Genomic DNA, 25,980 nt, shown 5'->3' with positions numbered 1-25,980 from the left:
CGGAAACAGAGCTGAGGCTTTACGGGATTATTTCAATGCCGCCAGCGCGTTATCATAATCCGGCTCGGTGGTGATTTCGTTCACCAGCTCGCTATAGATGACATTGTCGCTCTCATCCAGGATGATCACGGCGCGAGCCGTTAACCCTTTCAGCGCGCCGTCGGCAATGGCGACGCCATAGTTTTCTTTGAACTCAGCGCCACGCAGCGTGGAAAGCACCACGACGTTGTTCAATCCTTCCGCCCCGCAAAAACGGGCTTGCGCAAACGGCAGGTCGGCGGAGATGCACAATACGACCGTGTTATCCAATTCCGAGGCCAACTGGTTGAATTTGCGCACGGACGCGGCGCAAACGCCGGTGTCGATGCTAGGGAAGATATTCAGGATTTTACGTTTGCCAGCATAGCTGCTGAGAGAGACGTCTGACAGGTCTTTGGCAACCAGTGTGAAGGCTTGGGCTTTGTCGCCTTTTTTCGGGAAAGTGCCGGCCAGCGGCACTGGATTGCCTTGAAAATGTACGTTCTGTGACATGTATGCGTCCTCTAATTACAGGTGGTTAACATGCTGCTCAGTTTAAGGTAACGTCGGCAACATTGGTATCAAAATTATGACATAACAATGTGACCATTGCATTGAGGTAACATTCGCTGGCGGCATCCGACGATATCGGCGGCAGCTCCGCGGTAACACAGGGCAGCCGCCGATCGGCGCACCAACTGCCGAAAGAGCCGGGCGTGTCGTAACCGACGTCGCGAACCAACGGCAAGTCGAACTGCCGCGCCAGCCACTGCCCCAAAGGCGAAAGGTTCGGATCATCAATACACGCGAGAGGCTCATGAAAAGAGACAACCCAGGCGGGATTAAGTTTCTCAATCAGGTCGCAAAGCGCCTTTGTTTCCGGTTCGGAAGCCGGCGTTTGCCCGGCGGATAACGTCACATCCCGTTGGTCGGCGTCGCTATTCCAGCGATATACGGTATCACCCGGCCGCCAGTTGCCGGCGGGGAAATTGCGATTCAGATCGACGCCGTTGGCATTGGATCGTAAGCCCAACTGACAGCCATCGGGGTTAACCGCGAGCACCACATGATGTTTACGCTGCCCCGGCAACAGGGTGCGCAACGCACAAGACAGCGTGATGATGGATGCCGTTTCTTCCCCGTGCGTTCCCGCGATTATCAGTCCGCTGTCGCGCTGCGGCAATTCGGCCGGAAAATAGAGTAGCGGCGCGCCCAGCAGCGATTTCCCATAAGGCTCTCCCAGCGAAAGAAGATTGCCGCGCAAATGGCGAGCACGCAGGGCGATAGTGTTATTGGCCATATCTCCGCCTATTGATGTCTGCAACCCTCTCATCATAACGGCTGAGATTGAAAATAGCATCTATGCCGCGGATTTCGCCGAATACGGCGATATGCATGGTTAGCGCTGGCCGCTATGCGGGTTTTCTGACTATTATATTATTTAGTAACCTCATCATTCTCCGAGATAAATTATTATGCGATTTGCTCATTCTGCATTATATGCCGCGCTGTTGGCGGCCGCCGCGAACGCCGGCGCGGCGCAGGTTCCGGCTGGCACCCAGTTGTCCGAAAAACAGGAAATAGTTCGTCACATTAAGGATGAGCCCGCATCGCTGGATCCGATAAAAGCGGTAGGTCTGCCGGAAGCGCAGGTCGCGCGCGATCTGTTTGAGGGGCTGGTCAATCAGGATGAGCACGGCAATATTATTCCGGGCGTCGCTCAACGTTGGCAAACCAGCGATAACCGCACCTTTATCTTTACCTTACGTAATGATGCGCGCTGGTCTAACGGCGATCCGGTGACGGCGCAGGATTTTGTCTATAGCTGGCGGCGTTTGGTCGCGCCTGAGAATTCGTCGACGTTCGCCTGGTTTGCGCGTTTGGCCGGAATAACGAACGCCGGCCAGATCATCGATGGCAAACTACCGGCCGAACAACTGGGCGTGACGGCGATTGACGACCATACGCTGAAAGTACAGCTCAGCAGACCGGTGCCTTATTTTGTCAGTCTGACGGCCAATTTCAGCCTGTTCCCGGTTCATCAGGCGACGATAGAAAAATACGGCCGCGATTGGACGAAGCCCGGTAATCTGGTGGGCAACGGCGCATTCAAATTACAGGAGCGGGTCGTCAACGAAAAACTGGTGCTGGCGCCGAATGCGTATTATTGGGATCACGCCAACACCCAATTAACCAAGGTCACTTTCGTGCCGATTAATCAGGAGTCGAATGCGACCAAACGCTATTTGGCCGGCGATATCGACATTACCGAGTCGTTCCCCAAGAATCAGTATCGGAAGCTGTTGAAGGATTTGCCTGGTCAGGTCTATACGCCGGAGCAACTGGGAACCTATTACTACGCCTTTAATACCCAGCGCGCGCCCACAAGCGACGTGCGCGTGCGCAAAGCGCTTTCCTATACGATCGATCGCAAAATCATTGCGGAAAAGGTATTGGGAACCGGTGAAAAACCCGCCTATCACTTAACGCCCGACGTGACCGCCGGTTTCAAGCCGACAAAGAGCCTGTTGCAACAATATTCTCAGGCGGAACTGGATGCGCAGGCCAAGGCGCTGATGGCCGCCGCCGGCTACGGCCCCGGTAAACCGCTGAAACTCTCGCTGTTGTATAATTCATCGGAAAGCCACCAGAAGATCGCTGTCGCCGTGGCGTCAATGTGGAAAGCTAAATTGGGCGTCGAGGTAAAATTAGCGAATCAGGAGTGGCAGACATATATTGATAGCCGCAACAGCGGTAATTTTGACGTAGTGCGCGCGTCATGGGTCGGGGACTACAATGAGGCCTCCACTTTTTTGTCGCTACTTACCTCGCAGCACAGCGGCAATCTGTCCCGATTCAAAAGCGCCGATTATGACCGCTTGCTGGAAGAAACGAGCAATCAAACCAATGCGCAGGCGTTGAATGATGATTACAACCGGGCCGAACAAATTCTGATGGAAGAGGCGCCGATTGCGCCGATCTATCAATACACCAACGGACGTTTGATTAAGCCCTGGGTTAAAGGTTATCCCATCGCCAACCCTGAAGATGTGGCGTACAGCCACACGCTTTATATCATCAAGCACTGAAATAAACGCCTTGCCCCGTCTCTCCGCTTCGTTCCCTGATGGGGGATGAGGTGGGAACTGCGCTTTTTCGGTTTGGTGCCGGAGGAGAGATCCGAGGCGCGTATTACTGTGAATCAGCGAGAAAATAACGGACAAGATGTATGGATCCTCACCGGAGGCGAATGTGGAACCCTTTGAAGGAAAAGAACTGCAAAATACCGGTGCCGTTTACGCCTATCAGTTAAACGGCAAAGGCGGGATCGTCCCGATAGGCCATGATGAGGTCGTGACCAGCGCCACGCCTTGCTGGTTGCACCTTGATTCGACGAAACCGGATAGCGCGAACTGGCTGACTGAAACCAGCCTGGTGCCGGACAGCGTGCGCGATGCGCTGTTGGGCGAGAGCGTTCGGCCCAGAGTGACGCGTCTGGGCGAGGGGACGATGATTACGTTGCGCAGTATCAACCGCAATGAAAACGCGCGGCCGGACCAACTGGTCGCCCTGCGAATTTTTATTACCGATACGCTGATCATTTCTACCCGCAGACGCAAACTCTCGGCTATCGATGAAGTGCTGGAGGATTTGCATGCAGGACATGGTCCGACCGATAGCGGAAGCTGGCTGGTTTCCATTGCGGAGGCGCTGACCGACCACGCCAGCGATTTTATCGATGATTTGCATGAAAGCATCATCGTGCTTGAGGAAGATCTGCTGGAGCAGAAAACGCCGCAGCAGGGCGAACTGGCGCTGATCCGCAAACAATTAATCGTATTACGGCGTTATATGACGCCGCAGCGCGATGTTTTTTCTCGTCTTTCCGTGGAGAAATTCCCCTGGATACAGGATGACGATCGTCGCAGAATGCAGGAAATCTCCGACAGATTGGGCCGCGGGTTGGAAGATCTGGATGCCAGCATTGCGCGCACCACCGTGTTATCGGATGAAATCACCACGCTGATGACCGACGCCATGAACCGGCGAACCTATACCATGTCGCTTATGGCGATGGTTTTTTTACCCACGACCTTTTTAACCGGCTTATTCGGCGTCAATTTGGGCGGAATGCCAGGCAGCAGTTCCCCGTTTGGATTCGGCGTATTTTGTCTGATGTTGGTAGGATTAGTCGTGGGCGTTGCCTGGTGGTTAAAACGTAGTAAATGGTTATGAGAATAGGATAAGCGTTATTGTGTAATCCCTCACAGATGTCCTGCGGGAATTGAAAAAAAGCCGTCTATATTGAGCGATATCAACATTTTTCGCGCTATTGTACGGCACTATCATTCCCGCAGGTGAATGCAACGTCAAGCGATGGGCGTTGCGCTCCATATTGTCTTACTTCCTTTTTTGAATTACTGCATAGCACAATTGATTCACACCATGCCGACGATTTCGTCGGCATTTTTTTACGTGCCAATTTCCCCCCAGTCGCCGCGTTTTGGCGATTTTCCGCACAGCTTCTATGCTTAATGGGTAAGCGCCGGATCCGCTAAGCCAGTCTGACCGAGATTGCAGTAGCGGAATTTGACGTCATTTCATCCAACGCCGAGGAGAGAGGTATGTCTATTCAGAGCGCGGCTGAATATCCGCTTGTTGATACGATCCCCACCGACCCGATCCCTATCCCGGATCCATTGCCTAAGCCGCCGCCGATCCCGGATCCCGAACCTAAACCGATTCTCGACCCGCCGCCGCACCGCTGATCAACGCGTTATTCCCGGGCCTGCGCCGGCATTCCGCGCGCAGGCAACCGGTCGGTTTGCTCAAGGCTATTTGATTTCCAGCACGTCGAGCCGGGTCGGCGCCGCCGCTTCGTCGTCGTCATCGGGTTGCCAGCCCGCCGGTTGCAGGGGGAGCTCTTCACGGTCAAAGGCCAGGTCGCCGCCGTCAATGACTTCGCCGCCGTGATGGATGCTTTTGAAATCAAACAGCGCGTGATCGGCAAGGTGGGAAGGCACCACATTTTGCATCGCGCTGAACATGGTTTCGATACGACCGGGATAGCGTTTATCCCAATCGCGCAGCATGTCTTTGATTACCTGGCGCTGTAAATTGGGCTGCGAGCCGCAAAGATTACAGGGGATAATCGGATACTGGCGCGCTTCGGCAAAACGCTCGATATCCTTTTCACGGCAATAGGCCAGCGGACGAATAACCACATGTTTGCCGTCGTCGCTCATCAGCTTGGGCGGCATACCTTTCAATTTCCCGCCGTAGAACATGTTCAGAAACAGCGTTTGCAGTATGTCGTCACGGTGGTGGCCGAGTGCGATTTTGGTGGCCCCCAGTTCGGTCGCCGTGCGGTACAAAATGCCGCGACGCAGGCGTGAGCACAGCGAACAGGTGGTTTTGCCCGCCGGAATTTTCTCTTTAACAATGCCGTAGGTGTTCTCTTCGACGATCTGGTATTCAATGCCGATGCCGTCAAGATACTGCGGTAAGACATGTTCAGGAAAACCGGGCTGCTTCTGGTCAAGATTGACGGCAACCAGTGAAAAGTCGACCGGCGCGCTTTGTTGCAGGTTCCGCAGAATCTCCAACATGGTAAAACTGTCCTTACCGCCCGACAGGCAAACCATAATGCGGTCGCCTTCTTCAATCATGTTGAAATCGGCGATAGCCTCACCCACGTTACGACGCAGACGCTTTTGAAGTTTATTCAAATTGTACTGCTGCTTTTTGTTAACTTGCTGCTGTTCTTCCATTTTTACGTGCTCGTTTTGGCCGGTGCGCCACTGGGTCGATAGTTGTCGTGCAGGTTTTTAACCAACATGCATAAGTATGGCGTGTATGGTACGGATTACGACGACGAATGCCAGATCGTTTTACTTTTGGCGCGGCGGTTAGCTGTTCATCAGCCATGCATCAAAAACCGCATCGGCTGTTTTTTCGGCGGCGTAATAGACCAGCCGCAGGTGCCGTTCTTCGTCAATGGTGAGCGTTGTGTGCTCAAAGACGATCTCGCCAATATCCTCGATCATCAAGGCGCGCGCTCCGGTACATGACCCCTGAACGTCCTGCTGGTGCCAGTCACGCTTAAAATCAGGTGAGATCTTCTCAAGATTTTTAACCAATTCATGAATGTCATGCGCTGCCGGCGCGCGGGCGAAGTCGCGTTTGAAACTGGCTAAAATAAGCGGCGCCTGCTGCTCCCAGGGATAAAACAGCCTTTGCGTCTCCGGATTGATGTACAGCATCCACAGTAGATTTCGCTGCTCCGCGGGTTGAGATGAAAAATGAAAAACGCGGTCCGCGGCGTGGTTCCATGTCAGCACATCCCAGCGCAGATTGAGTACATACACCAAACGGAGGGGTAAATCGGCAATCAGACGATGTACCAACGGGGGAACCTCGCAAACCGTTTTACCATTTTCGGCCGGCGGGCGCTGATGGGCGAGCAGGTACAAATGGCGACGCTCTGCGGCATCCAGTTTAAAAATAGTCGCCAGGCGGTCCAGAAAATAACCGGAAGCGCCAATGTCGCGGCCTTGTTCCAGCCATGTGTACCATGTCAATCCGACGCCCGCCAATGCCGCGACTTCTTCCCGTCGTAATCCCGGCGTTCGACGACGAGCGCTCGTCGGCAGCCCGACATCAAGTGGGGAAATGCGTTCTCTGTGTTTGCGCAAGAATTCTGCCAAATCGGCGCGGGTACGTGGTGCCGCCATCGTATTACCTTTAGTAATAGCATAATTGCTTAAATTGTAACCCTATAAGCGTTCGCGGAATATAGCGTCTACGTTATTGGCGAATCTATATTCGGAGAGAATTATGCAGCAAAAAAACCATCAAACGCTGGTTTACTTCATTTCGCTGGGAGCGTTCGCGCTGGGTATGGCGTCGTATGTAACGGCCGGACTAATCCCGTTGATTGGGCAAAGTTTTTCAATTCCTGTAGCCATTGCCGCCCAGTTGGTTACTGCATTTACGCTGGCTTATGGATTAGGTTCGCCATTAGTGGTCGCCATTCTCCCGGCGGGCAGACAACGAGAAGGGCTGCTGTGGTCGCTGGCGTTATTTGTCTGCGCGAATGCGGCGAGCGCGCTGGCCGCCAATATGACGATGTTACTGATATTTCGCGCGCTGGCCGGTATCGGCGCCGGCGTCTACCTTGCGACCGGCATTGCAACCGCAGCCGCGCTTTCCGGTGCTAATGCGCGCGGTAAATCGATTGCGATTCTGATGGGCGGAATGGCAAGTGGCACAGTGCTGGGCGTGCCGTTAAGTTTGATCGTGGCGAACAGGGCCGGATGGCAATCTGCGCTGTGGCTGATTGCCGGATTAGGCTTGATAACGTTGATCGGGCTTTGGCGCAAACTGCCACCGGTTTTTCCTGCGACCGCAGAGGTATCCATCAGCCGGAAATTGTCGATTTTACGCGATCGCAACGTGTCGGCGATTTTACTGGTGTCTTTTCTGGCCGCGATCGCCAGCCTGGGAATGTATACCTTTATGGCGCCGTTCATGATGTCCTATCCTGATGTGCGCTCGGTCGTTCCGTGGCTCTGGCTATGGGGCGTCGGCGGCATCCTGGGAAGCGTTCTTATTGGCGCGCTGACCAATCGAATAGGCGGGCCAACGCTGACTCTGGCCATCATGGGAATCTTAACGCTTTCGCTGTTTGCAATGCCCATCGTGATGCAGTGGAGCCTGTGGCTGATGATTATTCCCGTGACGCTTTGGGGCATGGTAGGGTGGGCATTGCAGGTTCCGCAAAATCATGAACTTATTCGCGTCAGAGAAAACACCGGCGACGGCAATTTGGCCGTGGCGCTGAATGAATCCGCGCTTTATCTCGGCAGCGCGGTCGGGGCGTCGGCCGGCGGTCTGATATTATCCTTTAATCTGGACGTGTTCCTGTTGCCGATTATAGCGGCGGGATTGGCGTTTATCGGCATGCTGATTCAGATTGGCATCAGAAAAAAATCGGCGCCCGACGCGCTTTATTGATCTTTTACCGTATTCTCGCATTTATCGGTGTGACAGTGAAATAAGGTGTGATAAATAGGGTGGGTCAAAGCCATTAATCGCTTCACACAATAAAACGATCCGGAGCCAGAGAATGAAATATTATCACTGGTTATTCACTGCCGCTGTCCTGGTATTGGCTGGTTGCAGCAATAGTGAAGAAACCACCGCCGTCACGCCGCATCATTCTACATTGAATAATAACGACGCCACCCTGTCGCTGAAAAGCGATTCGCCTGCGGATGCGAGTTGTTCATTAATGGGCGGCACGATGGCGCTATCCAGGCAGTTAAACGGCGCCAGCGTGGGAACCTGCCAGTTGGCCAATGGCAAACGTTGCGATGAGCGGTCATTAATCAACGGTACCTGTCCCGCCGGTTGATCCCTGCGAAAGCGCCAGGCCGCCGCAGGGAGGGTAACGTCTACGGATTCAACAGGTTAGGGCATTCCTCATCCTTGCTTATCTGACGCAGGTTTTGCAGTGTGGTCTGCGAAATACTGGTCAGCGCCTCTTCCGTCAGGAAAGCCTGATGGCCGGTAAACAATACGTTATGACAGGCGGACAGACGGCGGAAGACATCATCCTGAATCACGTCGTTGGATTTATCCGCGAAGAACAGGTCGCGTTCGTTCTCATAGACGTCCATTCCCAGCGCGCCGATTTTCTGTTGCTTCAGCGCGTCAATCGCGGCCTGCGAATCGATTAAGCCGCCGCGGCTGGTATTGACGATCATCACGCCGTTTTTCATCTGCGCGAACGCGCTCTGATTCAGCAGATGGTGGTTTTCCGGCGTCAGCGGGCAGTGAAGCGAAATCACATCCGAGCGGGCATACAGCGTTTTCAGATCCACGTATTCCGCGCCCAACTCCAGAGCCTGTGGGTTCGGATAGGGATCGAACGCCAGCAGACGCATACCAAAGCCCTTCAGGATCCGCATGGCGGCGATACCGATTTTCCCGGTGCCGATGATGCCCGCGGTGCGGTTGTGCATATTGAATCCGATCAATCCTTCCAGCGAAAAGTTGGCGTCGCGGGTACGCTGATAGGCGCGGTGGATGCGGCGGTTCAGACACATCATCATCCCCACGGCGTGTTCGGCGACGGCTTCAGGCGAATAGGCCGGCACCCGAACCACTTTTATGCCCAGTTCTTTGGCGGCATCAAGATCGACGTTGTTAAAACCCGCGCAACGCAATGCCAATATTTTTATTCCCAGCTCGGCCAGTTCAGTCAACACCTCGCGGCCGCCGTCGTCGTTAACGAAAATGCACACGGCCTGACAGCCCGCAGCCGTCGTGGCCGTACGCGTGGTTAACATAAAATCAAAAAATTCGATTTGATAGCCAAACTGCTGGTTAACCTGCTCTAAATACTTACGATCGTATTGTTTAGTACTGTAAACTGCCAATTTCATAGCGTGTTTCTCCGCAAAGTCCTTTGGTTAAGCTATCAGAAAATACTGAAGAGACAAACTATTGCTTGACTAACAGTCACCCGACAACAGTGATAGAAGGGCAATAAAATTCGCCAGGCCGCCAAACGGCTGTCTACTATAGGAAGGGAACGGGATTAACGCCCTATAATTTAGCGGAAAATTATCGATTTTGGTTTTGCCTGAAACAGGATGCTCAACATTTCCTAATGACTAAAAAACACTCGCTGGTCGGCTTTGCGCTGGTCGTTCTGCTGCTGATGGTTTCCTGGCGAACCCTGCCGCAATGGCTGCCTCGTTTGCTGGAGATCTGGCTGCCGCCGGAGATGTCGCTAACGCTCAATTCCCCTCCCGTCTGGCATGACGGCGGGTTGCAAAGCGATGGCTATAGCCTGAACGTCGGCGACTGTCGGCTGGTCGACGCGCGCAATATCACGCTGCACCGGCAAGCCGGGCGCTGGCGCGTCGGTATGGATGCGGTCACGCTGGACAGCGATTGCCTGTCGCAGCTCTCTTCAGCGGAGGATCCCGCGCCCTCGCTGCTCTCACAATGGCAGCGTCGGCTGCCGGCGGCGGATATCGCGATCGACGTTTTCACGCTGCTGCCCTGGCGGGAGTATGCGGGACGGATACAGTTAAGCACCGACGGCGATAGGCGCCAGACGCTTAACTATCAGGGCCAGCGGCTGTCCTTGCAGGCTGAGCTGAATAATCGACGCCTTATTTTGCGCGACGGCATGTTGGCGACCCCGGCAGGCGATTCCCGGCTACAGTTCGCCGGCGAGTTGGATCTGGCCGATTCGCTGGCGCAGCCCCCCGAACAAGGCGCGCTGACGGGGCGACTGGAGACCGGGCAAACGCCGGAGTCGGTATCGGCGTCGCTGCGCTGGCAAGGCGCGCAGGGTTCGCTGGCATTGAACGCGATCGGCGACGATGAACCTTTGCTGCTGTTGCCGTGGCGACTGACGCAGGAAACCATTCAGATTGATAACGGCGTTTGGCGCTGGCCGTATGCCACGCAACCGCTGTCCGGCCAGGTATCTGTCTCATTGCAACACTGGCGTCAGGGATGGGATAAAACCCAGATCGGCGCGCGGATGAATATGCTGACGCAGGGACATAACGGGAAAGCCAACGCGGTACTGGTGCTGGGGCCGGGCAATCTGGGGTTGATAAATAGCCAACTGCGTTTTCAGTTGACCGGACAGGCTAACCTCGCCGACCTGTCGCTCACCGCCACATTACCGGGCATGATCCGCGGATCGGTGTTAAATCCTGAATTGGCGATTGCGCCGGGCGCGTTATTACGCGCCTGGGGGATGCTGGCGCCGCAGGTACGGCTTGAGGAGGCGCGTTGGCCATTGGCCGGCGTGCGGGTAAGCTCGGCCGGGGTTAATGGCCGGCTACAGGCCATCGTCAAAGCGCGGGACGCGTATTGGGGACGGGGCAACCTGCATCTGGACGGGCTGGCGCAGGATTTCTGGCCGGATCGGGGACAATGGCAGTGGCGTTACTGGGGACGCGGACAATTGCCGCCGTTAAAAGCCAAATGGGACGTAGCGGGACGCGGCCGCTGGCAGGGGACGCTGATTGAGGTTCAACAGCTTTCCAGCGGGCTGGATCGACTGAGCTATGGATTGGTGACGGCGCATCAGCCCCGGCTGACGATTACGGAACCGCTGCGCTGGCAGCGTATTCCGTCGGACGCGCATTTTCAGGGCGCGCTACGGCTGGCGACGGAGCAGGTGGATTTCAGCAACGGCGGTTATCTGCCGCCGTCACGGGTCACGCTTAAGCTGGATGGACGCAGTCCCGACGATTTTCTTATGCAGGGACAGTTACAGGCGCAGGATATTGGTCCGGTTACGCTGCGCGGCCGCTGGGACGGCACGCGTCTGCGCGGAGGCGCATGGTGGCCGCAGCAACCGCTTACCGTCTTTCAACCGCTGCTGTCGCCACGGCTGAAAATGAATATCCGGAGCGGGCGGTTTTACGCGCAGTCCGCCTTTTCCGCGGCGCGCGGAGAAGGGTTCCGCGCCGGCGGACACTGGGTGGTGAAAAATGGCGGCGCCTGGTTGCAGGACGGCGAAGTGCGCGGCGTCAATTTCATTCTTCCTTATCGCCTACAGGATCAGCGTTGGCAATTAGGCGTAAAACAGCCGGTCACGCTGCGCATCGATACGTTGGATAACCTGTTTCGGATGACCGATATTCGTGTCGACCTGCAAGGGTTTTATCCCTACGGCGAAAAGCGGCCGCTGCGGCTGTCGCAGGCGCGTATGGACGTCTTGGGCGGTCATATCGGGTTATCCGATTTGCGGTGGCCGCAACATGAAGACGCTATATTGAAAGTGGAAAGCGTTGAACTCAGCGAACTGATGACGGCGTTAAAACAAAAGCAGATCGCCATGTCCGGCAAGGTGAGCGGCGTATTGCCGCTTAATTTTAATCACCCGACCATGCTGGTTCAGCAAGGGCGGGTCACCAACGACGGCCTCCTGACGCTGCGCCTGGATCAACAGTTGGCCGACGAGTTGGAAAGTAAAAACATGGCCAGCGGCGCCGCCATCGGTTGGCTGCGCTATCTGGAAATCGGCCGTTCCTATGCCGACGTCGAACTGGATAACCAGGGCGCGTTGCGCTTGACTGCGCAGATTCAGGGGAAAAACCCGACGCTCAGCGCCGACCGGCAGGTCGTGCTTAATTACCGCCATCAGGAGAATATTTTCCAGCTATGGCGCAGTTTACGTTTCGGCGATAACTTACAGGAAACGCTGGAGCAGCAGGCGAATGAATAACTTCAGGATTGGATGATGAAAACGCTGTATACATTGCCGGGAACATTCTGTGTCCTGTTTTTACTGGCGGGTTGCATACCGCGCATAGAAGTGGCGGCGCCGAAGGAGCCGATAACCATCAATATGAATGTGAAAATCGAGCATGAGATTCATATCAAGGCCGATAAAGAGGCCGCTCAACTGCTGGAAAAATCGACCCGGACTTCCGGGGAAGAGATCAAAAATCGACGGGAGTGATTTTGACGGACGCCGGGTAGCGGGCGGGATAATCGGCGAAAAAAAGCGCGCCGACCGGCGCGCAATAACATGCTAAATAGGAAAAAGAGCTAAGGTAACAATGATGATTTTGGCGTTAAGCGCCGGCTAACTGCGCTAGCTGCGCTTTAGCGTCGGCAACGGCTTTTTCCGCGACGTCCGGACCGTAAGCGATGCCTTCGGCGAAAACAAAGTCAACATCGGCGATACCGATGAATCCCAGGAACAAACGCATATACGGCTCCAGCAGATCGGTCGGCGCATCTTTATGGATGCCGCCGCGGCTGCTCAGCACGATAGCGCGTTTGCCGCTGACCAGACCTTCCGGCCCTTGCTCGGAGTAGCGAAAGGTCACGCCGGCGCGGGCAATCAGATCAAAGTAGTTTTTCAACTGGGTCGGGATGCTGAAGTTATACATCGGCGCCGCAATAACAATGATGTCGTTTGCCAGCAATTCGGCGATCAGCTCATCAGACAACGTCAAGGCTTCCTGTTGACGCGGCGTCAGCGGCGCATCGGACGGGCGCAGCGCGCCGACCAGTTCGCCGTCAAGTACCGGAATCGGCTGGGCGGCTAAATCACGCACAGTGATGCTATCGCCGGGGTGAGCGGACAGCCACTGCGCGCTGAAATAATCAACCAATTGATTTGATTGAGAAAGACTCGCCATAATACTTGATTTTAAAACCAATACGTTGCTCATGCCAATTCCTTATCGATTGAAGTCGGTCTCATTACTGTCAGTTGCCGATGGCGCTTATCTTATGCGGCCGTTTAATCGCTTGAAAGTGCAATATTTCGAGTGCGTCGTTCGAATTTATTGAATGAGGGCGAAAGCCCGCCCGGTTATAGCTCCGGTCGCGAATGTGCTACCATGCCCGCCGAAAAACTGAAAGACATCATGGCGTAAGATCATCCCGCCGATGAAGCAAGCAATAAGGAATAGCAACGTGAAATCACCTCTCAACGCATTATCTTCGCAGCTCAGTGAGTTAATGCTCCGCGATGGGCATCGCCTGCGCCGTCGATTACAGGGCGCCGGGAAAGTCGGCGACCCGAAAACGCAGCTCGCCATCGCACAGGAAATTGAAGGTGAGATCGCCGTCGCGCGCCAGCGGGTGGAAAACCGGCGAGCCAGCCGTCCCGCCATCCGTTATCCGGAACAGTTGCCCGTCAGTCAGAAAAAAGACGATATCCTGAATGCGCTGCGCGAACATCAGGTCATTATCGTGGCGGGGGAAACCGGATCGGGTAAAACCACGCAGCTACCGAAAATATGTCTGGAGCTGGGACGCGGCGTGCGCGGGCTGATCGGCCACACGCAACCCCGGCGTCTGGCCGCCAGAACGGTGGCCGATCGTATCGCCGCCGAACTGGAAACGCCGCTGGGCGGCTGCGTGGGTTACAAAGTCCGTTTTAACGATCAGGTGGGCGACAATACGCTGGTGAAACTGATGACCGACGGTATTCTGCTGGCGGAAATTCAGCAGGATCGATTGTTGATGCAGTATGACACCCTGATTATCGATGAAGCGCACGAACGCAGTCTGAACATTGATTTCATTCTGGGCTATTTACGCCAGTTGCTGCCGAAACGCCCTGATTTAAAGATTATTATTACCTCGGCCACCATCGATCCCCAGCGTTTTTCGCGCCATTTCGCCAATGCGCCGATTATCGAGGTTTCCGGACGAACCTATCCGGTCGATGTCCGCTATCGTCCGGTGGTGGAAGAGGCCGAAGACAGCGACCGCGATCAGCTACAGGCGATCTTTGACGCGGTGGATGAACTGGGGCGCGAAGGGCCGGGCGATATCCTGATTTTTATGAGCGGCGAACGGGAAATCCGCGATACGGCCGATGCTTTAATCAAGCTGGATTTGCCCCATACCGAGATCCTGCCGCTGTATGCGCGTCTCTCGAATCAGGAGCAGAACCGGGTATTCCAGTCGCACCACGGCCGCCGCATCGTGCTGGCGACTAACGTGGCCGAAACCTCGCTGACCGTGCCGGGCATCCGCTACGTTATCGATCCCGGCACGGCGCGCATCAGCCGTTACAGTTTTCGCACTAAAGTACAGCGCTTGCCGATCGAACCCATTTCCCAGGCTTCGGCCAATCAGCGAAAAGGGCGCTGCGGGCGTGTGGCCGCCGGGGTCTGTATCCGGCTCTATTCCGAACAGGATTTTCTGTCGCGCCCCGAGTTTACCGACCCTGAAATTTTGCGCACCAATCTGGCGTCCGTCATTCTGCAAATGACGGCGCTGGGGTTGGGCGATATCGCGGCGTTTCCTTTTGTGGAAGCGCCGGATAAACGCAATATCCAGGATGGCGTGCGGCTGCTCGAAGAGCTGAGCGCGATTACGCTGGACGAAAATGGCCACTATCGCTTAACACCGCTGGGACGGCAGTTGTCGCAGTTGCCCATCGATCCGCGTCTGGCGCGCATGGTGCTGGAAGCGCGTCGCACCAGCTGCGTGCGCGAGGTGATGGTGATTACCGCCGCGCTGTCCATTCAGGATCCGCGCGAGCGGCCGCTGGATAAGAAACAGGCGTCGGATGAAAAACATCGGCGTTTCGCTGATAAAGAATCCGATTTCATGGCGTTCGTCAAGCTGTGGGACTATCTGCGCGAACAGCAAAAAGCCTTGTCTTCCAGTCAGTTCCGCCGTTTATGCCGCAGCGATTATCTGAACTATCTGCGCGTGCGCGAGTGGCAGGATATTTACACGCAGCTGCGTCAGGTGGTGAAAGAGCTGGGCTTGCCGATCAACAGCGAACCCGCCGATTATCGCAGCATCCACTGCGCCTTGCTGACCGGCCTGCTGTCGCACGTCGGCCAGAAGGATATCGACAAACAGGAATTCAGCGGCGCGCGCAATGCGCGTTTCGCCATCTTCCCCGGTTCAGGGTTATTCAAAAAACCGCCTAAATGGACGATGGTCGCCGAGCTGGTGGAAACCAGCCGACTGTGGGGACGTATCGCGGCGCGCATCGAGCCGGAATGGATTGAGCCGTTGGCGCAGCATCTGATTAAACACAGCTATAGCGATCCGCACTGGGAAAAAGCGCAGGGCGTGGTGATGGCGCAGGAAAAAGTCACGCTGTTCGGCTTGCCGATTGTAGCTGCGCGCAAGGTGAATTACAGCCAGATCGACCCGGTATTGGCGCGAGAGCTGTTTATTCGCCATGCGCTGGTGGAAGGCGACTGGCAAACCCGGCACGCATTTTTCCGCGCTAATTTGAAATTGCTGGCGGAAGTGGAAGAGCTGGAAAATAAATCCCGCCGTCGCGATATTCTGGTGGATGATGAAACGCTGTTCGCCTTTTACGATCGGCGTTTGCCGCACGATATTATTTCGGCGCGACATTTCGACAAGTGGTGGAAAACCGCCAGCCATGAGGATGCCGATCTGCTGAACTTTGAAAAAAGTATGCTGATCAAAGACGGGGCGGATAGCGTCAGCGCGTTGGATTATCCGAACTTCTGGCGTCAGGACAGTCTGAAACTGCGTTTGTCCTACCAGTTCGAGCCAGGAACCGACGCCGACGGCGTCACGGTGCATATTCCGTTGCCGATCCTTAATCAGGTGCGGGAAGAGGGATTTGAGTGGCAGATCCCCGGCGTGCGGCGCGAGTTGGTTATCGCCCTGATCAAATCCTTACCCAAACCGATACGGCGTAATTTCGTGCCGGCGCCGAATTATGCCGACGCGTTTCTGGCACGGGTCGAGCCATTGCAAAAAGGTCTGCTGGATGCGCTGGAGCGCGAGCTTCGACTGATGACGGGCGTCACCGTGCCGCGTGAAGAGTGGCATTGGGAACAGGTGCCCGATCATCTCAAAATGACGTTCCGCGTACTGGATGATAAAAACCGTACCCTGCGGGAAGGTAAAGATCTCAATGCGCTGAAAGAGCTGCTTAAAGACAAGGTGCAGCAGACGTTGTCCGAGGTGGTTGACGACGGGCTGGAGCAGCGTGATTTGCATGTCTGGAGCTTCGGCTCGCTGCCGGATTGCTTCGAACAGAAGCGCGGCGGCTATTCCGTGAAGGCTTATCCGGCGCTGGTGGATGAAAAGGACAGCGTGGCGATCCGCTTATTTGATACGCCGCATCAGCAACAGCAGGTTATGCGTCAGGGATTGCGGCGCTTGCTGCTACTGAATATTCCGTCGCCGATTAAGTATCTGCACGAAAAACTGCCGAACAAGGCGAAGCTGGGTCTGTATTTCAATCCTTACGGCAAAGTGCTCGATCTGATTGATGACTGTATTGCCTGCGCGGTCGATAAACTGATTACCGAGTTCGGCGGGCTGGTCTGGCAGGAAGATGAATTCACGCGTCTGCATGAAAAAGTGCGCGCCGAGCTTAATGATACGGTGGTCGACATCGCCAAACAGGTGGAGCAGGTCCTGACGGCGGTCTTCGCGATCAACAAGCGGCTGAAAGGTCGGGTTGATATGGCGATGGCGCTGGCGCTGAGCGATGTAAAGAGCCAGCTCGACGGCCTGGTATTCCGCGGTTTCGTTACCGCCAACGGCTGGCGGCGCCTGCCGGATGTGCTGCGTTATTTGCAGGCGATCGATCGCCGGCTGGAAAAGCTGGCGCTGGATGTGCATCGCGACCGAGCGCAGATGCTGAAGGTGGAGCGGGTACAGCAGGCCTGGCGGCAGTGGTTGAATAAACTGCCGGTCGAACGCCGTGACGACGACAACGTCAAAGCGGTGCGCTGGATGATTGAAGAATTGCGCGTGAGCTATTTCGCCCAGCAGTTGGGAACGCCGTTCCCGATATCGGACAAGCGGGTGTTGCAGGCGATGGAGCAGATTGACGCCTGACCGCGCGGCTTAAGGCGACGCCTGTCGATTTTCGTGGTATGGCGCATTGCCCGTGAATGAACGGGCAATGCCGGGTGTACTCAGGGACGTTGTGCGGCGCCGTTGTCGAAATTGACGACAGGCGCCTGTTTGATGGCGGCTTCATTTTCCGGCTGGAAGCTGGGTTTCGGGCTGTAGCCCATTATCTTGGCGACCAGCACGCCGGGGAACTGACGAATCTGGGTATTGTAATGCTGCACGGCTTCAACGTAGCGACCGCGGGCGACCGCAATGCGGTTTTCCGTGCCTTCCAACTGCACCATCAGATCTTTATACAGGCTGTCTGCTTTCAGTTCGGGATAGCGTTCGCTGACGACCAGCAGACGGGAGAGCGCGCCGCCCAACTGGGCCTGCGCCTGTTGCCACTGTTGCAGCGCGGCGGGATCGTCCGGTTTCTGATTGATCTGCTGGGTCGCGCCGGCCACTCGGCTACGCGCCTCGGTGACCTGGATCAGCACCTCTGACTCATGATTGGTATAACCTTTTACCGTAGCGACCAGATTCGGCACCAGGTCGGCCCGCCGTTGATACTGATTGAGCACTTCCGCCCAGGCGGCGGTCACTTTTTCATCACTGCTTTGTATGTCGTTATAGCCACAGCCTGAGAGCAGGAAAACGCTGAGGACAAGCAAAAAAATACGGCGCATATCACTATCCTTGCTAAGAGAATTAAAATGGAATCCGCTGTGAAGTTTATCTTATCTGGCGAAAAAGGTTCAAATAACCCACATCATCCCCCAACAGGGGCATCGTGCCGCGCGATATGCCGCCGTTGATTGCAATGCCGCACCGCGCTGGAGGATAATGCCGCCTTCTGATGGACGCTTTTGCCGCTCCCGGCAGAGGAAGGTTCGCTCGCCCGTAGCCAAAAAGGAATGCGTTACGTGATTGTAAAGATTCGAGTTTTACCCGCCGGTTTATTTTTTCATGCACTGGTGTTGCTGCTGCTGAGCGTGGTGTGGCTGCCGGACGCGAACGCCGCCGAAGACAAGATCCTCGATTTTAACGTTCGGGTCGATATCAACATTGACGGCAGCATGCTGGTAACCGAATCGCTGCACTTCAACCATGGCGGCGAGCGGATTCGGCACGGTATTTTACGTATACTGCCTTCTCACTGGCGACCCCCTTACGGCGAGCGACTATTGGCTGACTATCAACTGCTGGACGCCACGTTGGACGGACACTCCGAATCCCATCATGAAGAGCGGAACGCTGAGAGCGTCATCTGGCGTTTTGGCCACGCAGATCGTGAACTGGCGAAGGGAGAGCATACCTATGTAATTCGTTACAGTGTAACGAATGGGCTTATTCGCCGTGACGGCCGGTATGAACTGATGTGGCATGTAACCGGCGATGGCTGGCCGTTTACCATTGAGCGGGTTAATTTCCATATCAATCTGCCGGAAGCTCAATGGTATATCAATCGTGAAGGGCGGGACCGACGATTACAGGTTCTCGAATCCGGTACGCGATTCGATAATGTGACCGTGACGCCATCCGGCGCTATCACCAACAACAATTTTCTGGCGCCGCATCAGGGCATGATCGTTCATGTAGCATGGCCTGAAAAGGATTTTCCCACCCCGCCAAGTTTCACGATAAACGATGCCGTGGCGTCATTAATCGCAACGCTGACATGGGTATTGGAATTTTTGCTGCAAATACCGACCATTATCGCGTTGGCGCTGAGACATGCTCTGGTGCCTGATCGCGATATGCTCTATCTGTTTATTCCAACAGGCCTGCTGATGATCTATTGCCTGGGTTATCGATTGTCCCGTCCTATGCCTCGCGTTGTCAGGTTACCGCTGGATAAAAAACATCTGCCGCCGGAAGTGACGCCGGGACTGGCGTCGTATGTGATGGAGGACATTCATTGCATGAGCGCCTTTACGGGCGATCTGCTCTGTTTGGTGGATAAGGGACTGCTGCGCTGGGAACCGGGCAGCGAAGAGCGGGCGAAAGCTCGCCTGATCGTTCTTCCGGACCGGAATGAAACGGTCGCCGCGCTGACGCCGGCGTTGCAATTATTATGGCGAACCTTGCAAAAGCAGAAAAATGGCGTGATCGAACTGTCCGTTCGAAATCAACTGGTACCGGCCAATCAGGCGATGAACGAGTATTACTCCCAACATTACGCCCGCAAGCTGTTTTATCGGCGCAGCCGATTCAGTTGGGGAGGCTTCTTCTCCGCGTTGTTATCGTTGTGTATCAGTCTGTTTTACGCCGACGACTTTGACACTACCCTGATGATGCTTTTCGCCCTGGTGGTTGTCGGCATTCTGTTTGCGCTGCTGCATATCTCTCTGCATGAATGCGAACAAGAGGCGCGCATTCCCGGCGGCAGTCCCTATTCGGCGTGGGGTAAAATGAGCCTTCTCCTGCTGAGGAACATACTTTTGACGCTGCTGTTTTGTTTTATCTTTATCGACAACCAGCTTGCCAATATGCCGGCCGGCGCGCTATTAGGGATGCTGTCACCGCTGTATTTTTCCTTGTTCTATTATTATTTCATACTGCCGCCCTATACCCCGGAAGGTGAACGGTATCTGGCCAAGGTGGCGGGATTGAAGGCGCTCTTGCGGGAACTCACGGCAACATCGGCGGCGGGGGCGCTTTCCGCGGCGATGGCCGAACAACGGCAAAGCCTGTTGCCTTATGCGCTGGCGCTGAATCTGGATAATGCGGAGCAATCCGAGCTGGTGCGTCAACTGGGGGAACATTGCCGCTGGGCTGACCAGAATGGCCCGCTGACCTGGGCGCAACTCAGCGCGCTTAACGTAATGGTGACTTCGGCCGCTGTCACCGATTCAGACTCGCCGATGAGCAGCGGCGGGGACGGTGGCGGTGGCGGCGGCGGTGGTGGCGGCGGTGGTGATGGTTGGTAAGACGTGTCGCCGGATCATGGCATATACATTATTCAGGAGAGAATATAAATGAAATGGATAGGCGCGTTGCTGTTATGTTGCCTGACCCTGTGCGTAGCCAGAGCGGAAACCGTGCCGGTGCCGGCGTTGCATCAGCGCGTAACGGATTTGACGCAAACCCTGAGCGCAAGCCAGCGACAGCAGCTTGAAAGCGAACTGAGGCAGTTGGAACAAACGACTCACGCCCAGTTGGCGGTGCTGATATTGCCTACCACCGGCGATGACTCCATCGAACAGTTCGCCATTCGGGTGTTTGATCAGTGGAAACTGGGGGATAAAACGCGTGACGACGGCGTGTTGCTGCTGGTGGCGCTTCAGGATCGAACCCTGCGTATTGAGGTCGGTTATGGTCTGGAAGGCAAAATCACCGATGTGCAGGCCGGACGCATTATTCGCGATACGATGACGCCGCTCTTTCGCCAGAACGATTATTTCGGCGGCATTCAGCAGGGCGTGCAGTCCCTGGGCGCGTTGATTAACGGCGAACCGCTGCCGGCGTCGTCTGAATCACCGGCCGACGACTATTATCCGCCATACAGCGACGTCGGTTTCAAACTGTGGTGTATCGGCATGATAATGTTGCCGCTGTGGGTTTTCCCGAGGAGTAATTATTTTTTACGCGCCTTGAAGTCGGCAGTGACGCTAACCGTCGTCGGCGTACTGTTCAGCCTGATTTTCGGCCGGGGGATCCATAACGCCTACGATATCTTCCGTTTTATCACCATGCTGATTGCCTCTTTTGTTCTCCTGCTGATAGGACAGCCGCTACTGAGCCTGCTTGCGCAGATGAAGATAAAAGGCGGCGGAAGCGGCGGGGGCCGCAGAGGAGGAGGCGGCGGCGGCGGGTTTAGCGGCGGAGGTGGATCCAGCGGCGGCGGCGGCGCCTCCGGCCGGTGGTAAAGAATATGGATGAGCGCGCAGAGCACGCCATGACGCGATCTGTGCGGAACGAAAAAAAATCTCCTTAGCGCGGGAACCAAACTGGACTTGATGCCACACACTCAGCGTTAATCATCAATCCGGACGTCGCCGCGCAGGACTATTCCCCCGTGAACGGGAGAGTCGGTGTCCTGTCGTTGCGCGTTGTTTCTCAGTAAAATAAGGAGAGAGTTATGGGATGTATATCCTCCACCAGCCGTACTTACAGTCCACCGGTCGGCAACACGCCGACGGCCACGCCGGCCAGAGCCGCCGCGCAGCAGCATGCGGATCCTGCCCGTACGCAGCAATGGAATGCGCTCTATCGTGCTAGCGGGCAGTTGGCTGATGAAATGAAAGATCTTTTCAAAGATCATAGAAATTCCGAAACGGCGGATCAACTAAGACTCAGAGCGAATGATTTACACATTGCCGTCGCCAACCGGGAAATGCCGCTGGATACATTTTGGCAAGAGATAAACAACATACGCAGAGAGGCGGAGCGCATTAGAGCCCCGGATGCCCAGACCAGCGGCGATAACCTGGATAATATGGATTACGGCTCACGCCGTTTTGATTTTTCCGGCCCGCTCAGTCTGGACATGATGGCCAATAGCCAACTGGGACGGTGATGACAGGCGGCGACGGCTTGTCACGCCGATAAGCCGTCTTGCCGCCCCGCGTATCACGGCTTGCCGCTTACTCAGACCGGCTGAATATCTCCCCTGAAACGCAGATAGACCGCCTTGATTTCATCTTCGCCATACTTTTGTTCCAGACGTTTAACGATGAAATGTCCTTTCGCCATGTTTTGATAATGGTTGATAAACAGCGTATTAATGGCGGCGCCGCTCGCCGCGCCGATAACCGGCACGATTTGCGCGGCCATTTTTTCCGTAATGGTGATGCCCAGTCGCGTGGCTACCGCATCGATCACCCTGGCCAGCGTTTTCCCCGCCTGCGAGGTCGTGATTTTCGCCGATGCTTTTTCCGCGCCTTTTTTACTGGCGATATCGATAAGCTCACGCGAGGCATGTTTGGTGATGTCGGCCAGCACCGCGCGCGAAGCATAATAAGCGGACTCGGCGGCGTCATCATTACTGGCGCGACCGCCAAGCGCAAACACTTCCACACAGGCGGCCTTGACCGACAGATCCGCCAGCGAAAAACCTTCGCCGCGGGCGATATCGGCGACTGAACGCATCATAATCGTGGTGCTGATAGGCAGTTCGATAAGTAAGCCGGCCGCGCCAAAAAAACCGCTGACGGCGCCGGACGTGGCGGCGGCCAGCTTATGCGTTTTAGGCGACGATGCTCTTTTCGGATCGTCGTTCATGGTATAGAGCGCGGCATCAACCGATTTATGCAATGCGCTATGCACCACGCTCTGCACCTTATTTTTCACCAGGTTAGGCAGTTTGGACAAACTCCATTCAATCGGCCCGCCCACCAGATTCGCCAGTTGTATGGCGATTGAAGGCGCCTCAAGCAGGGTAATGGCCTGTTGCAGGTCATTGATATCTTGTTGATTGTCAAAAATGCTCATAAAAAGCCTACGCAACTGAATTCAGGGTGTCTGGTTTCACCCTTTATACTCTTCTTGCGCTCATCTATATAGGTTTGGTTTTTATGCCGTTATCCGCGCTTCATGATGATGGAGCCACGCGATGAAATCCTCCGGCAGCAGCGGCCGGGAGAAATAGTAACCTTGCACCTCATCGCAGCCGAAACTGTCGAGGTAATCCAGCGTCTCGTTATCTTCCACGCCTTCGGCGAGAACCTGGTAATTTAATTTGTGCAGCATGTCGATAATCGATTCAACAATGGTGCGACTATCCAGATCGTTTTTAATATCCTGAATCAGCGACTTATCCAGCTTGATTGTCGTGGCCGGAATATTCTTCAGGTAATTTAAATTACTGTAACCGGCGCCGAAATCATCCAGAGATAGGGTAAAGCCATGTTGTTTGAGTTCGATAATGGTGGCCAGCGCCTTAGAGCTTTCCACAATTTTTTGCGTTTCAAGACATTCCAGTTCAATATCCGACGAGGTTAAACCATGAGCCTCAAGGTTGTTAATTAACCGCGCAGTGAAATTTTCTTCAGCGAAATTACTGGCGGCGACGTTGACGGATATGGGAAATAATATCCCGGCCCGACGCCATATTGTTACCTGACGCGCGGCTTGCCGAATAACCCATTCCGTTAATGGCTGCATTAAAGTGGTGCCTTCCGCCAACGGAATAAACCTATCTGGAAAAACGTTGCCTAACTCAGGTTGATGCCAGCGCAGCAGCGCTTCCGCGCCAATCACCTTGCGGGTGCGGATATGCAGTTTCGGCTGATAAACCAGATATAGTCCGGGCTTATCATGCTGTAATACATCGGTAAGCTCGTTGAGCAGGGTAAAAGCCAACTGCTGAGCCTTGTCGCTGCTTTCATGATAAGCGCGCTGGCGCGTATTGTTGTTAATCGCATCGTACAGCGCGCTCATTGATTCACGCAGGATGCGCTGCGGATCGCTCACCGGAATTTTAAATTCCGTATAGCCGACGAATAATTCCAGTTTCAACGGAATATGGCTGATAATGCTTTCCTGGATACGGTCGGCGCACTCGTCGAGTTTCGCCAGGATCTGTTCTTTCCGCTCCGCTTTGATCAGCAATGCATAGCGGCCTAATGCCGTACAATAAACATTTTCCCGGAAATTGAAGGACAAACGCAAAAACATGCCGATGTCTTTCAACATGGCTTCCACCGTCGGCATTCCCAGCGCGCGGCTCATCTGATACGCATAAGAAACATCAATGCATTCAATGAGAAATAAAAAATAATTCTCATGGATGTCCGTCATGTGGTTAATGTCTTCAATCAACTGCTGACGATTTGGCAGCATCGTCACCGCATCAACCAGGCCGATCGCATTACGGTAATTAATCAATGACATGGCGATGTTTGCTAAATTTTTAAGCGTGTGCAGTTGGAACATGCTGAAAGTACGGGGTACGTAATCGATGACGCACAACGTACCGATGGCGTAACCTTCTTCGGTGAAAAGGGGAATGCCGGCATAAAAGCGAATATAGGGCGCGCCTGAAACGTAAGGACTTTTTTTAAAGCGCTCGTCCCTCATCGCATCCTGACAGATAAGAAAACAGCCGGTCTGCGCCGTGAATTGATCGAAGGAGCCTAATTTTTCCATTTCCTGCAAGGCGAAATTGGTTTTCGCCTTGACGTGCTGTTTGTGGGAACCGCTCAATGTCACCAATGACGTGGGCATTTTCAATACCTGGCAAGCCAGCGCGGTGAGCTTATTAAGAATCTCATCTTGAGAGATATCAAGATCCTGTAATGTATCTAGAGTCTGCATGCGTTTTTTTTCATCATGGCTCAAATGTCTCAACATGCTGGCTCCTCCTGTCCTGCAACCATAGCTATTGTAAAATTAAATTAAAGCTATCCTTACACAATAACATGTATGGATAATAATAGGGTAGTCGATTCCAGAGCTATAGCGGACAGGGGTCTCTTTAACGGAATAAATAAAAGAAAATTTTGCTTAATGGCAATGAAAATAAAGTTAAATCAATAATTTCCTTGCTGATAATAATTGGCATTAATATTTATTTTTTATATAAACCGTTATGCATTAATGAGTTGCGTGTTAATGGTTCGTGCGTTTTTCGACACTCGTCGGACGTCGTTATTTACGGCGATAATAATGCATAAAATAGGGGGTTATTCGGACGAATGATTTATCCCTGGTTGTGCATCAGTGAAAAAGAATTTATTTGAGTTGTAAAATATATTGCGCTACGGCGTTAATAATGTAGCTGAGCTCGCCTGTTTTTCCAACGTATCGCGAATGGCTGTAACGGAAAGCGCGTGATTATCCGCACTGGCGCGATCGCTGGGCGCGGGCGCGGAGCTTTGAATGGCGACGATAACCCATCCCGATGCGGCGTGCAGCATCAAGGGGGAACCGCTATCGCCGGGTAACGTATCGCATTGGTGCGATAACACTGCTGGTTGCGCCCAGCCGGTTATCAGACAATCCTGATGACGATAAAGAGTGTCCTGATGATCTTCCGGATAGCCGGCCTGTGTGACGCGCTGACCATAGAGACCCAATGACAGCGCTAATTCACGGCGGCTGCCAGACCATAGGGGGAGCGGCGCAATATCCGGCGGCGTGTGTTTAAGCCGAATCAAGGCATAGTCCCACGGCGCCGCCGGCGGGGGAACAATCCAGCCGTCGCCATCCGCTTCCAGCGTTCGGGCGAGTTTCTGGTTTACCCATGCCTCAATCTCCGTTGTTTCATACTGCCAGCCCTTGTCCGTGGCGAGAAAACGCAGCGCGACAGGCCGGTCTGCTTTGCCGTCAGGCGGCACCAGCATGCAATGACCGGCGGTCAACGCCAGATGCGGCGAAATTAAGGTGGCGGTACACAGATTACCGCTGGCGGTTTCTAGCTGGCCGATGGCCTGCCAGGGCCACTGCGCCGCATTGGGTACCGGATCCCGATCGTCATGATTAAAAAATAGCATTTGCTGCGCGGCATCGGCATCGGCATCGGAGTCAGCCCGACAAAAGAAGGCGATAAAAGGTAATGAACATAACAACCAGGCTGATATGCGCATGTTGAGCCTTACGTTAAAAGTCAGCGTATTACACAAATTAAGTTAAATAACTATAGATGCATTTTATGAGAAAGCG

The 25,980-nt window shown here is 54.5% G+C and carries 21 protein-coding genes and 1 pseudogene; 11 read left to right on the top strand and 11 right to left on the bottom strand.

Going from position 1 to position 25,980, the window contains the following annotated elements; translation table 11 throughout:
• Positions 1-27: 27 nt before the first annotated feature.
• Together tpx and mpaA are read right to left on the bottom strand one after the other, a co-directional pair.
• Positions 28-531: a thiol peroxidase gene (tpx, locus tag ABRZ28_RS07210; RefSeq protein WP_319602338.1), complete on the bottom strand. Its 504-nt coding sequence runs from the start codon at positions 529-531 to the stop codon at positions 28-30.
• Positions 532-568: 37 nt separating this feature from the next.
• Positions 569-1,318 (bottom strand): murein tripeptide amidase MpaA, encoded by a 750-nt coding sequence (gene mpaA, locus ABRZ28_RS07205; protein ID WP_330519859.1) that lies wholly within the window; start codon positions 1,316-1,318, stop codon positions 569-571.
• 175 nt (positions 1,319-1,493) lie between these two features.
• Here mpaA and ABRZ28_RS07200 point away from each other — a divergent pair, with 175 nt between their 5' ends.
• The 3 genes from ABRZ28_RS07200 (at position 1,494) to ABRZ28_RS07190 (ending at position 4,787) form a co-directional block, all read left to right on the top strand.
• A complete protein-coding gene (locus tag ABRZ28_RS07200; RefSeq protein WP_330519858.1) occupies positions 1,494-3,107 on the top strand; it encodes a peptide ABC transporter substrate-binding protein in 1,614 nt (537 codons plus the stop codon).
• Positions 3,108-3,270: 163 nt separating this feature from the next.
• Positions 3,271-4,254: a zinc transporter ZntB gene (gene zntB, locus ABRZ28_RS07195; protein WP_319602341.1), complete on the top strand. Its 984-nt coding sequence runs from the start codon at positions 3,271-3,273 to the stop codon at positions 4,252-4,254.
• A gap of 389 nt (positions 4,255-4,643) precedes the next feature.
• Positions 4,644-4,787 carry a hypothetical protein gene (locus ABRZ28_RS07190; protein ID WP_319602342.1) on the top strand — a complete coding sequence of 48 codons (144 nt, stop codon included), beginning with the start codon at positions 4,644-4,646 and terminating at the stop codon, positions 4,785-4,787.
• Between the two features lie 66 nt (positions 4,788-4,853).
• On the opposite strand, the gene ttcA is transcribed toward ABRZ28_RS07190, so the two are convergent.
• From ttcA to ABRZ28_RS07175, 3 genes and pseudogenes are all read right to left on the bottom strand, one after another.
• Positions 4,854-5,789, bottom strand: a complete 936-nt coding sequence (ttcA, locus tag ABRZ28_RS07185) for a tRNA 2-thiocytidine(32) synthetase TtcA (RefSeq protein ID WP_330519857.1) — start codon at positions 5,787-5,789, stop codon at positions 4,854-4,856.
• 52 nt (positions 5,790-5,841) lie between these two features.
• Positions 5,842-5,913, bottom strand: a pseudogene (locus tag ABRZ28_RS07180) (hypothetical protein); the annotation flags it as partial.
• 14 nt (positions 5,914-5,927) lie between these two features.
• The gene (locus tag ABRZ28_RS07175) at positions 5,928-6,752 is read right to left on the bottom strand and encodes a helix-turn-helix transcriptional regulator (RefSeq protein WP_330519856.1); all 825 of its coding nucleotides are present in this window, start codon (positions 6,750-6,752) and stop codon (positions 5,928-5,930) included.
• A gap of 103 nt (positions 6,753-6,855) precedes the next feature.
• Here ABRZ28_RS07175 and ABRZ28_RS07170 point away from each other — a divergent pair, with 103 nt between their 5' ends.
• Both ABRZ28_RS07170 and ABRZ28_RS07165 read left to right on the top strand, forming a co-directional pair.
• Positions 6,856-8,034: an MFS transporter gene (locus ABRZ28_RS07170; RefSeq protein ID WP_319602345.1), complete on the top strand. Its 1,179-nt coding sequence runs from the start codon at positions 6,856-6,858 to the stop codon at positions 8,032-8,034.
• Positions 8,035-8,146: 112 nt separating this feature from the next.
• Entirely contained in the window at positions 8,147-8,434 is a 288-nt protein-coding gene (locus ABRZ28_RS07165; protein WP_319602346.1) for a putative hemolysin, read from the top strand.
• 40 nt (positions 8,435-8,474) lie between these two features.
• On the opposite strand, the gene ABRZ28_RS07160 is transcribed toward ABRZ28_RS07165, so the two are convergent.
• Positions 8,475-9,467, bottom strand: coding sequence for a 2-hydroxyacid dehydrogenase (locus ABRZ28_RS07160; RefSeq protein ID WP_319602347.1), 993 nt, complete (start codon positions 9,465-9,467; stop codon positions 8,475-8,477).
• 227 nt (positions 9,468-9,694) lie between these two features.
• On the opposite strand from ABRZ28_RS07160, the gene ABRZ28_RS07155 reads away from it, so the two are divergent.
• Positions 9,695-12,283, top strand: coding sequence for a YdbH family protein (locus ABRZ28_RS07155; RefSeq protein ID WP_330519855.1), 2,589 nt, complete (start codon positions 9,695-9,697; stop codon positions 12,281-12,283).
• A 15-nt stretch (positions 12,284-12,298) separates the two neighbouring features.
• Positions 12,299-12,520 carry a YnbE family lipoprotein gene (locus tag ABRZ28_RS07150; protein WP_319602916.1) on the top strand — a complete coding sequence of 74 codons (222 nt, stop codon included), beginning with the start codon at positions 12,299-12,301 and terminating at the stop codon, positions 12,518-12,520.
• A 115-nt stretch (positions 12,521-12,635) separates the two neighbouring features.
• Here ABRZ28_RS07150 and ABRZ28_RS07145 read toward each other — a convergent pair whose 3' ends face one another.
• Entirely contained in the window at positions 12,636-13,241 is a 606-nt protein-coding gene (locus ABRZ28_RS07145; protein ID WP_330519854.1) for an FMN-dependent NADH-azoreductase, read from the bottom strand.
• Between the two features lie 247 nt (positions 13,242-13,488).
• On the opposite strand from ABRZ28_RS07145, the gene hrpA reads away from it, so the two are divergent.
• Entirely contained in the window at positions 13,489-17,376 is a 3,888-nt protein-coding gene (gene hrpA / locus ABRZ28_RS07140; RefSeq protein WP_330519853.1) for an ATP-dependent RNA helicase HrpA, read from the top strand.
• Between the two features lie 80 nt (positions 17,377-17,456).
• Here hrpA and ABRZ28_RS07135 read toward each other — a convergent pair whose 3' ends face one another.
• The gene (locus ABRZ28_RS07135) at positions 17,457-18,062 is read right to left on the bottom strand and encodes a LemA family protein (RefSeq protein ID WP_319602351.1); all 606 of its coding nucleotides are present in this window, start codon (positions 18,060-18,062) and stop codon (positions 17,457-17,459) included.
• A 237-nt stretch (positions 18,063-18,299) separates the two neighbouring features.
• On the opposite strand from ABRZ28_RS07135, the gene ABRZ28_RS07130 reads away from it, so the two are divergent.
• From ABRZ28_RS07130 to ABRZ28_RS07120, 3 genes are all read left to right on the top strand, one after another.
• Complete coding sequence (locus ABRZ28_RS07130; protein WP_330519852.1) at positions 18,300-20,306, top strand: DUF2207 domain-containing protein; 2,007 nt, start codon at positions 18,300-18,302, stop codon at positions 20,304-20,306.
• A gap of 48 nt (positions 20,307-20,354) precedes the next feature.
• Positions 20,355-21,245 (top strand): TPM domain-containing protein, encoded by an 891-nt coding sequence (locus ABRZ28_RS07125; protein ID WP_319602353.1) that lies wholly within the window; start codon positions 20,355-20,357, stop codon positions 21,243-21,245.
• A 212-nt stretch (positions 21,246-21,457) separates the two neighbouring features.
• Positions 21,458-21,895 (top strand): hypothetical protein, encoded by a 438-nt coding sequence (locus ABRZ28_RS07120; protein ID WP_319602354.1) that lies wholly within the window; start codon positions 21,458-21,460, stop codon positions 21,893-21,895.
• Between the two features lie 71 nt (positions 21,896-21,966).
• On the opposite strand, the gene ABRZ28_RS07115 is transcribed toward ABRZ28_RS07120, so the two are convergent.
• From ABRZ28_RS07115 to ABRZ28_RS07105, 3 genes are all read right to left on the bottom strand, one after another.
• Positions 21,967-22,809, bottom strand: coding sequence for an EcsC family protein (locus ABRZ28_RS07115; RefSeq protein ID WP_319602355.1), 843 nt, complete (start codon positions 22,807-22,809; stop codon positions 21,967-21,969).
• Positions 22,810-22,890: 81 nt separating this feature from the next.
• Complete coding sequence (locus tag ABRZ28_RS07110) at positions 22,891-24,669, bottom strand: sensor domain-containing phosphodiesterase (protein WP_319602356.1); 1,779 nt, start codon at positions 24,667-24,669, stop codon at positions 22,891-22,893.
• A gap of 407 nt (positions 24,670-25,076) precedes the next feature.
• A complete protein-coding gene (locus ABRZ28_RS07105) occupies positions 25,077-25,904 on the bottom strand; it encodes a trypsin-like serine peptidase (protein WP_330519851.1) in 828 nt (275 codons plus the stop codon).
• Between the last annotated feature and the right edge of the window lie 76 nt (positions 25,905-25,980).

Source organism: Brenneria sp. g21c3, assembly GCF_040240345.1.
Classification (GTDB): domain Bacteria; phylum Pseudomonadota; class Gammaproteobacteria; order Enterobacterales; family Enterobacteriaceae; genus Brenneria.
Note: the sequence above shows the minus strand (reverse complement) of the source record. Positions and strands in the feature narration are given on the sequence as shown.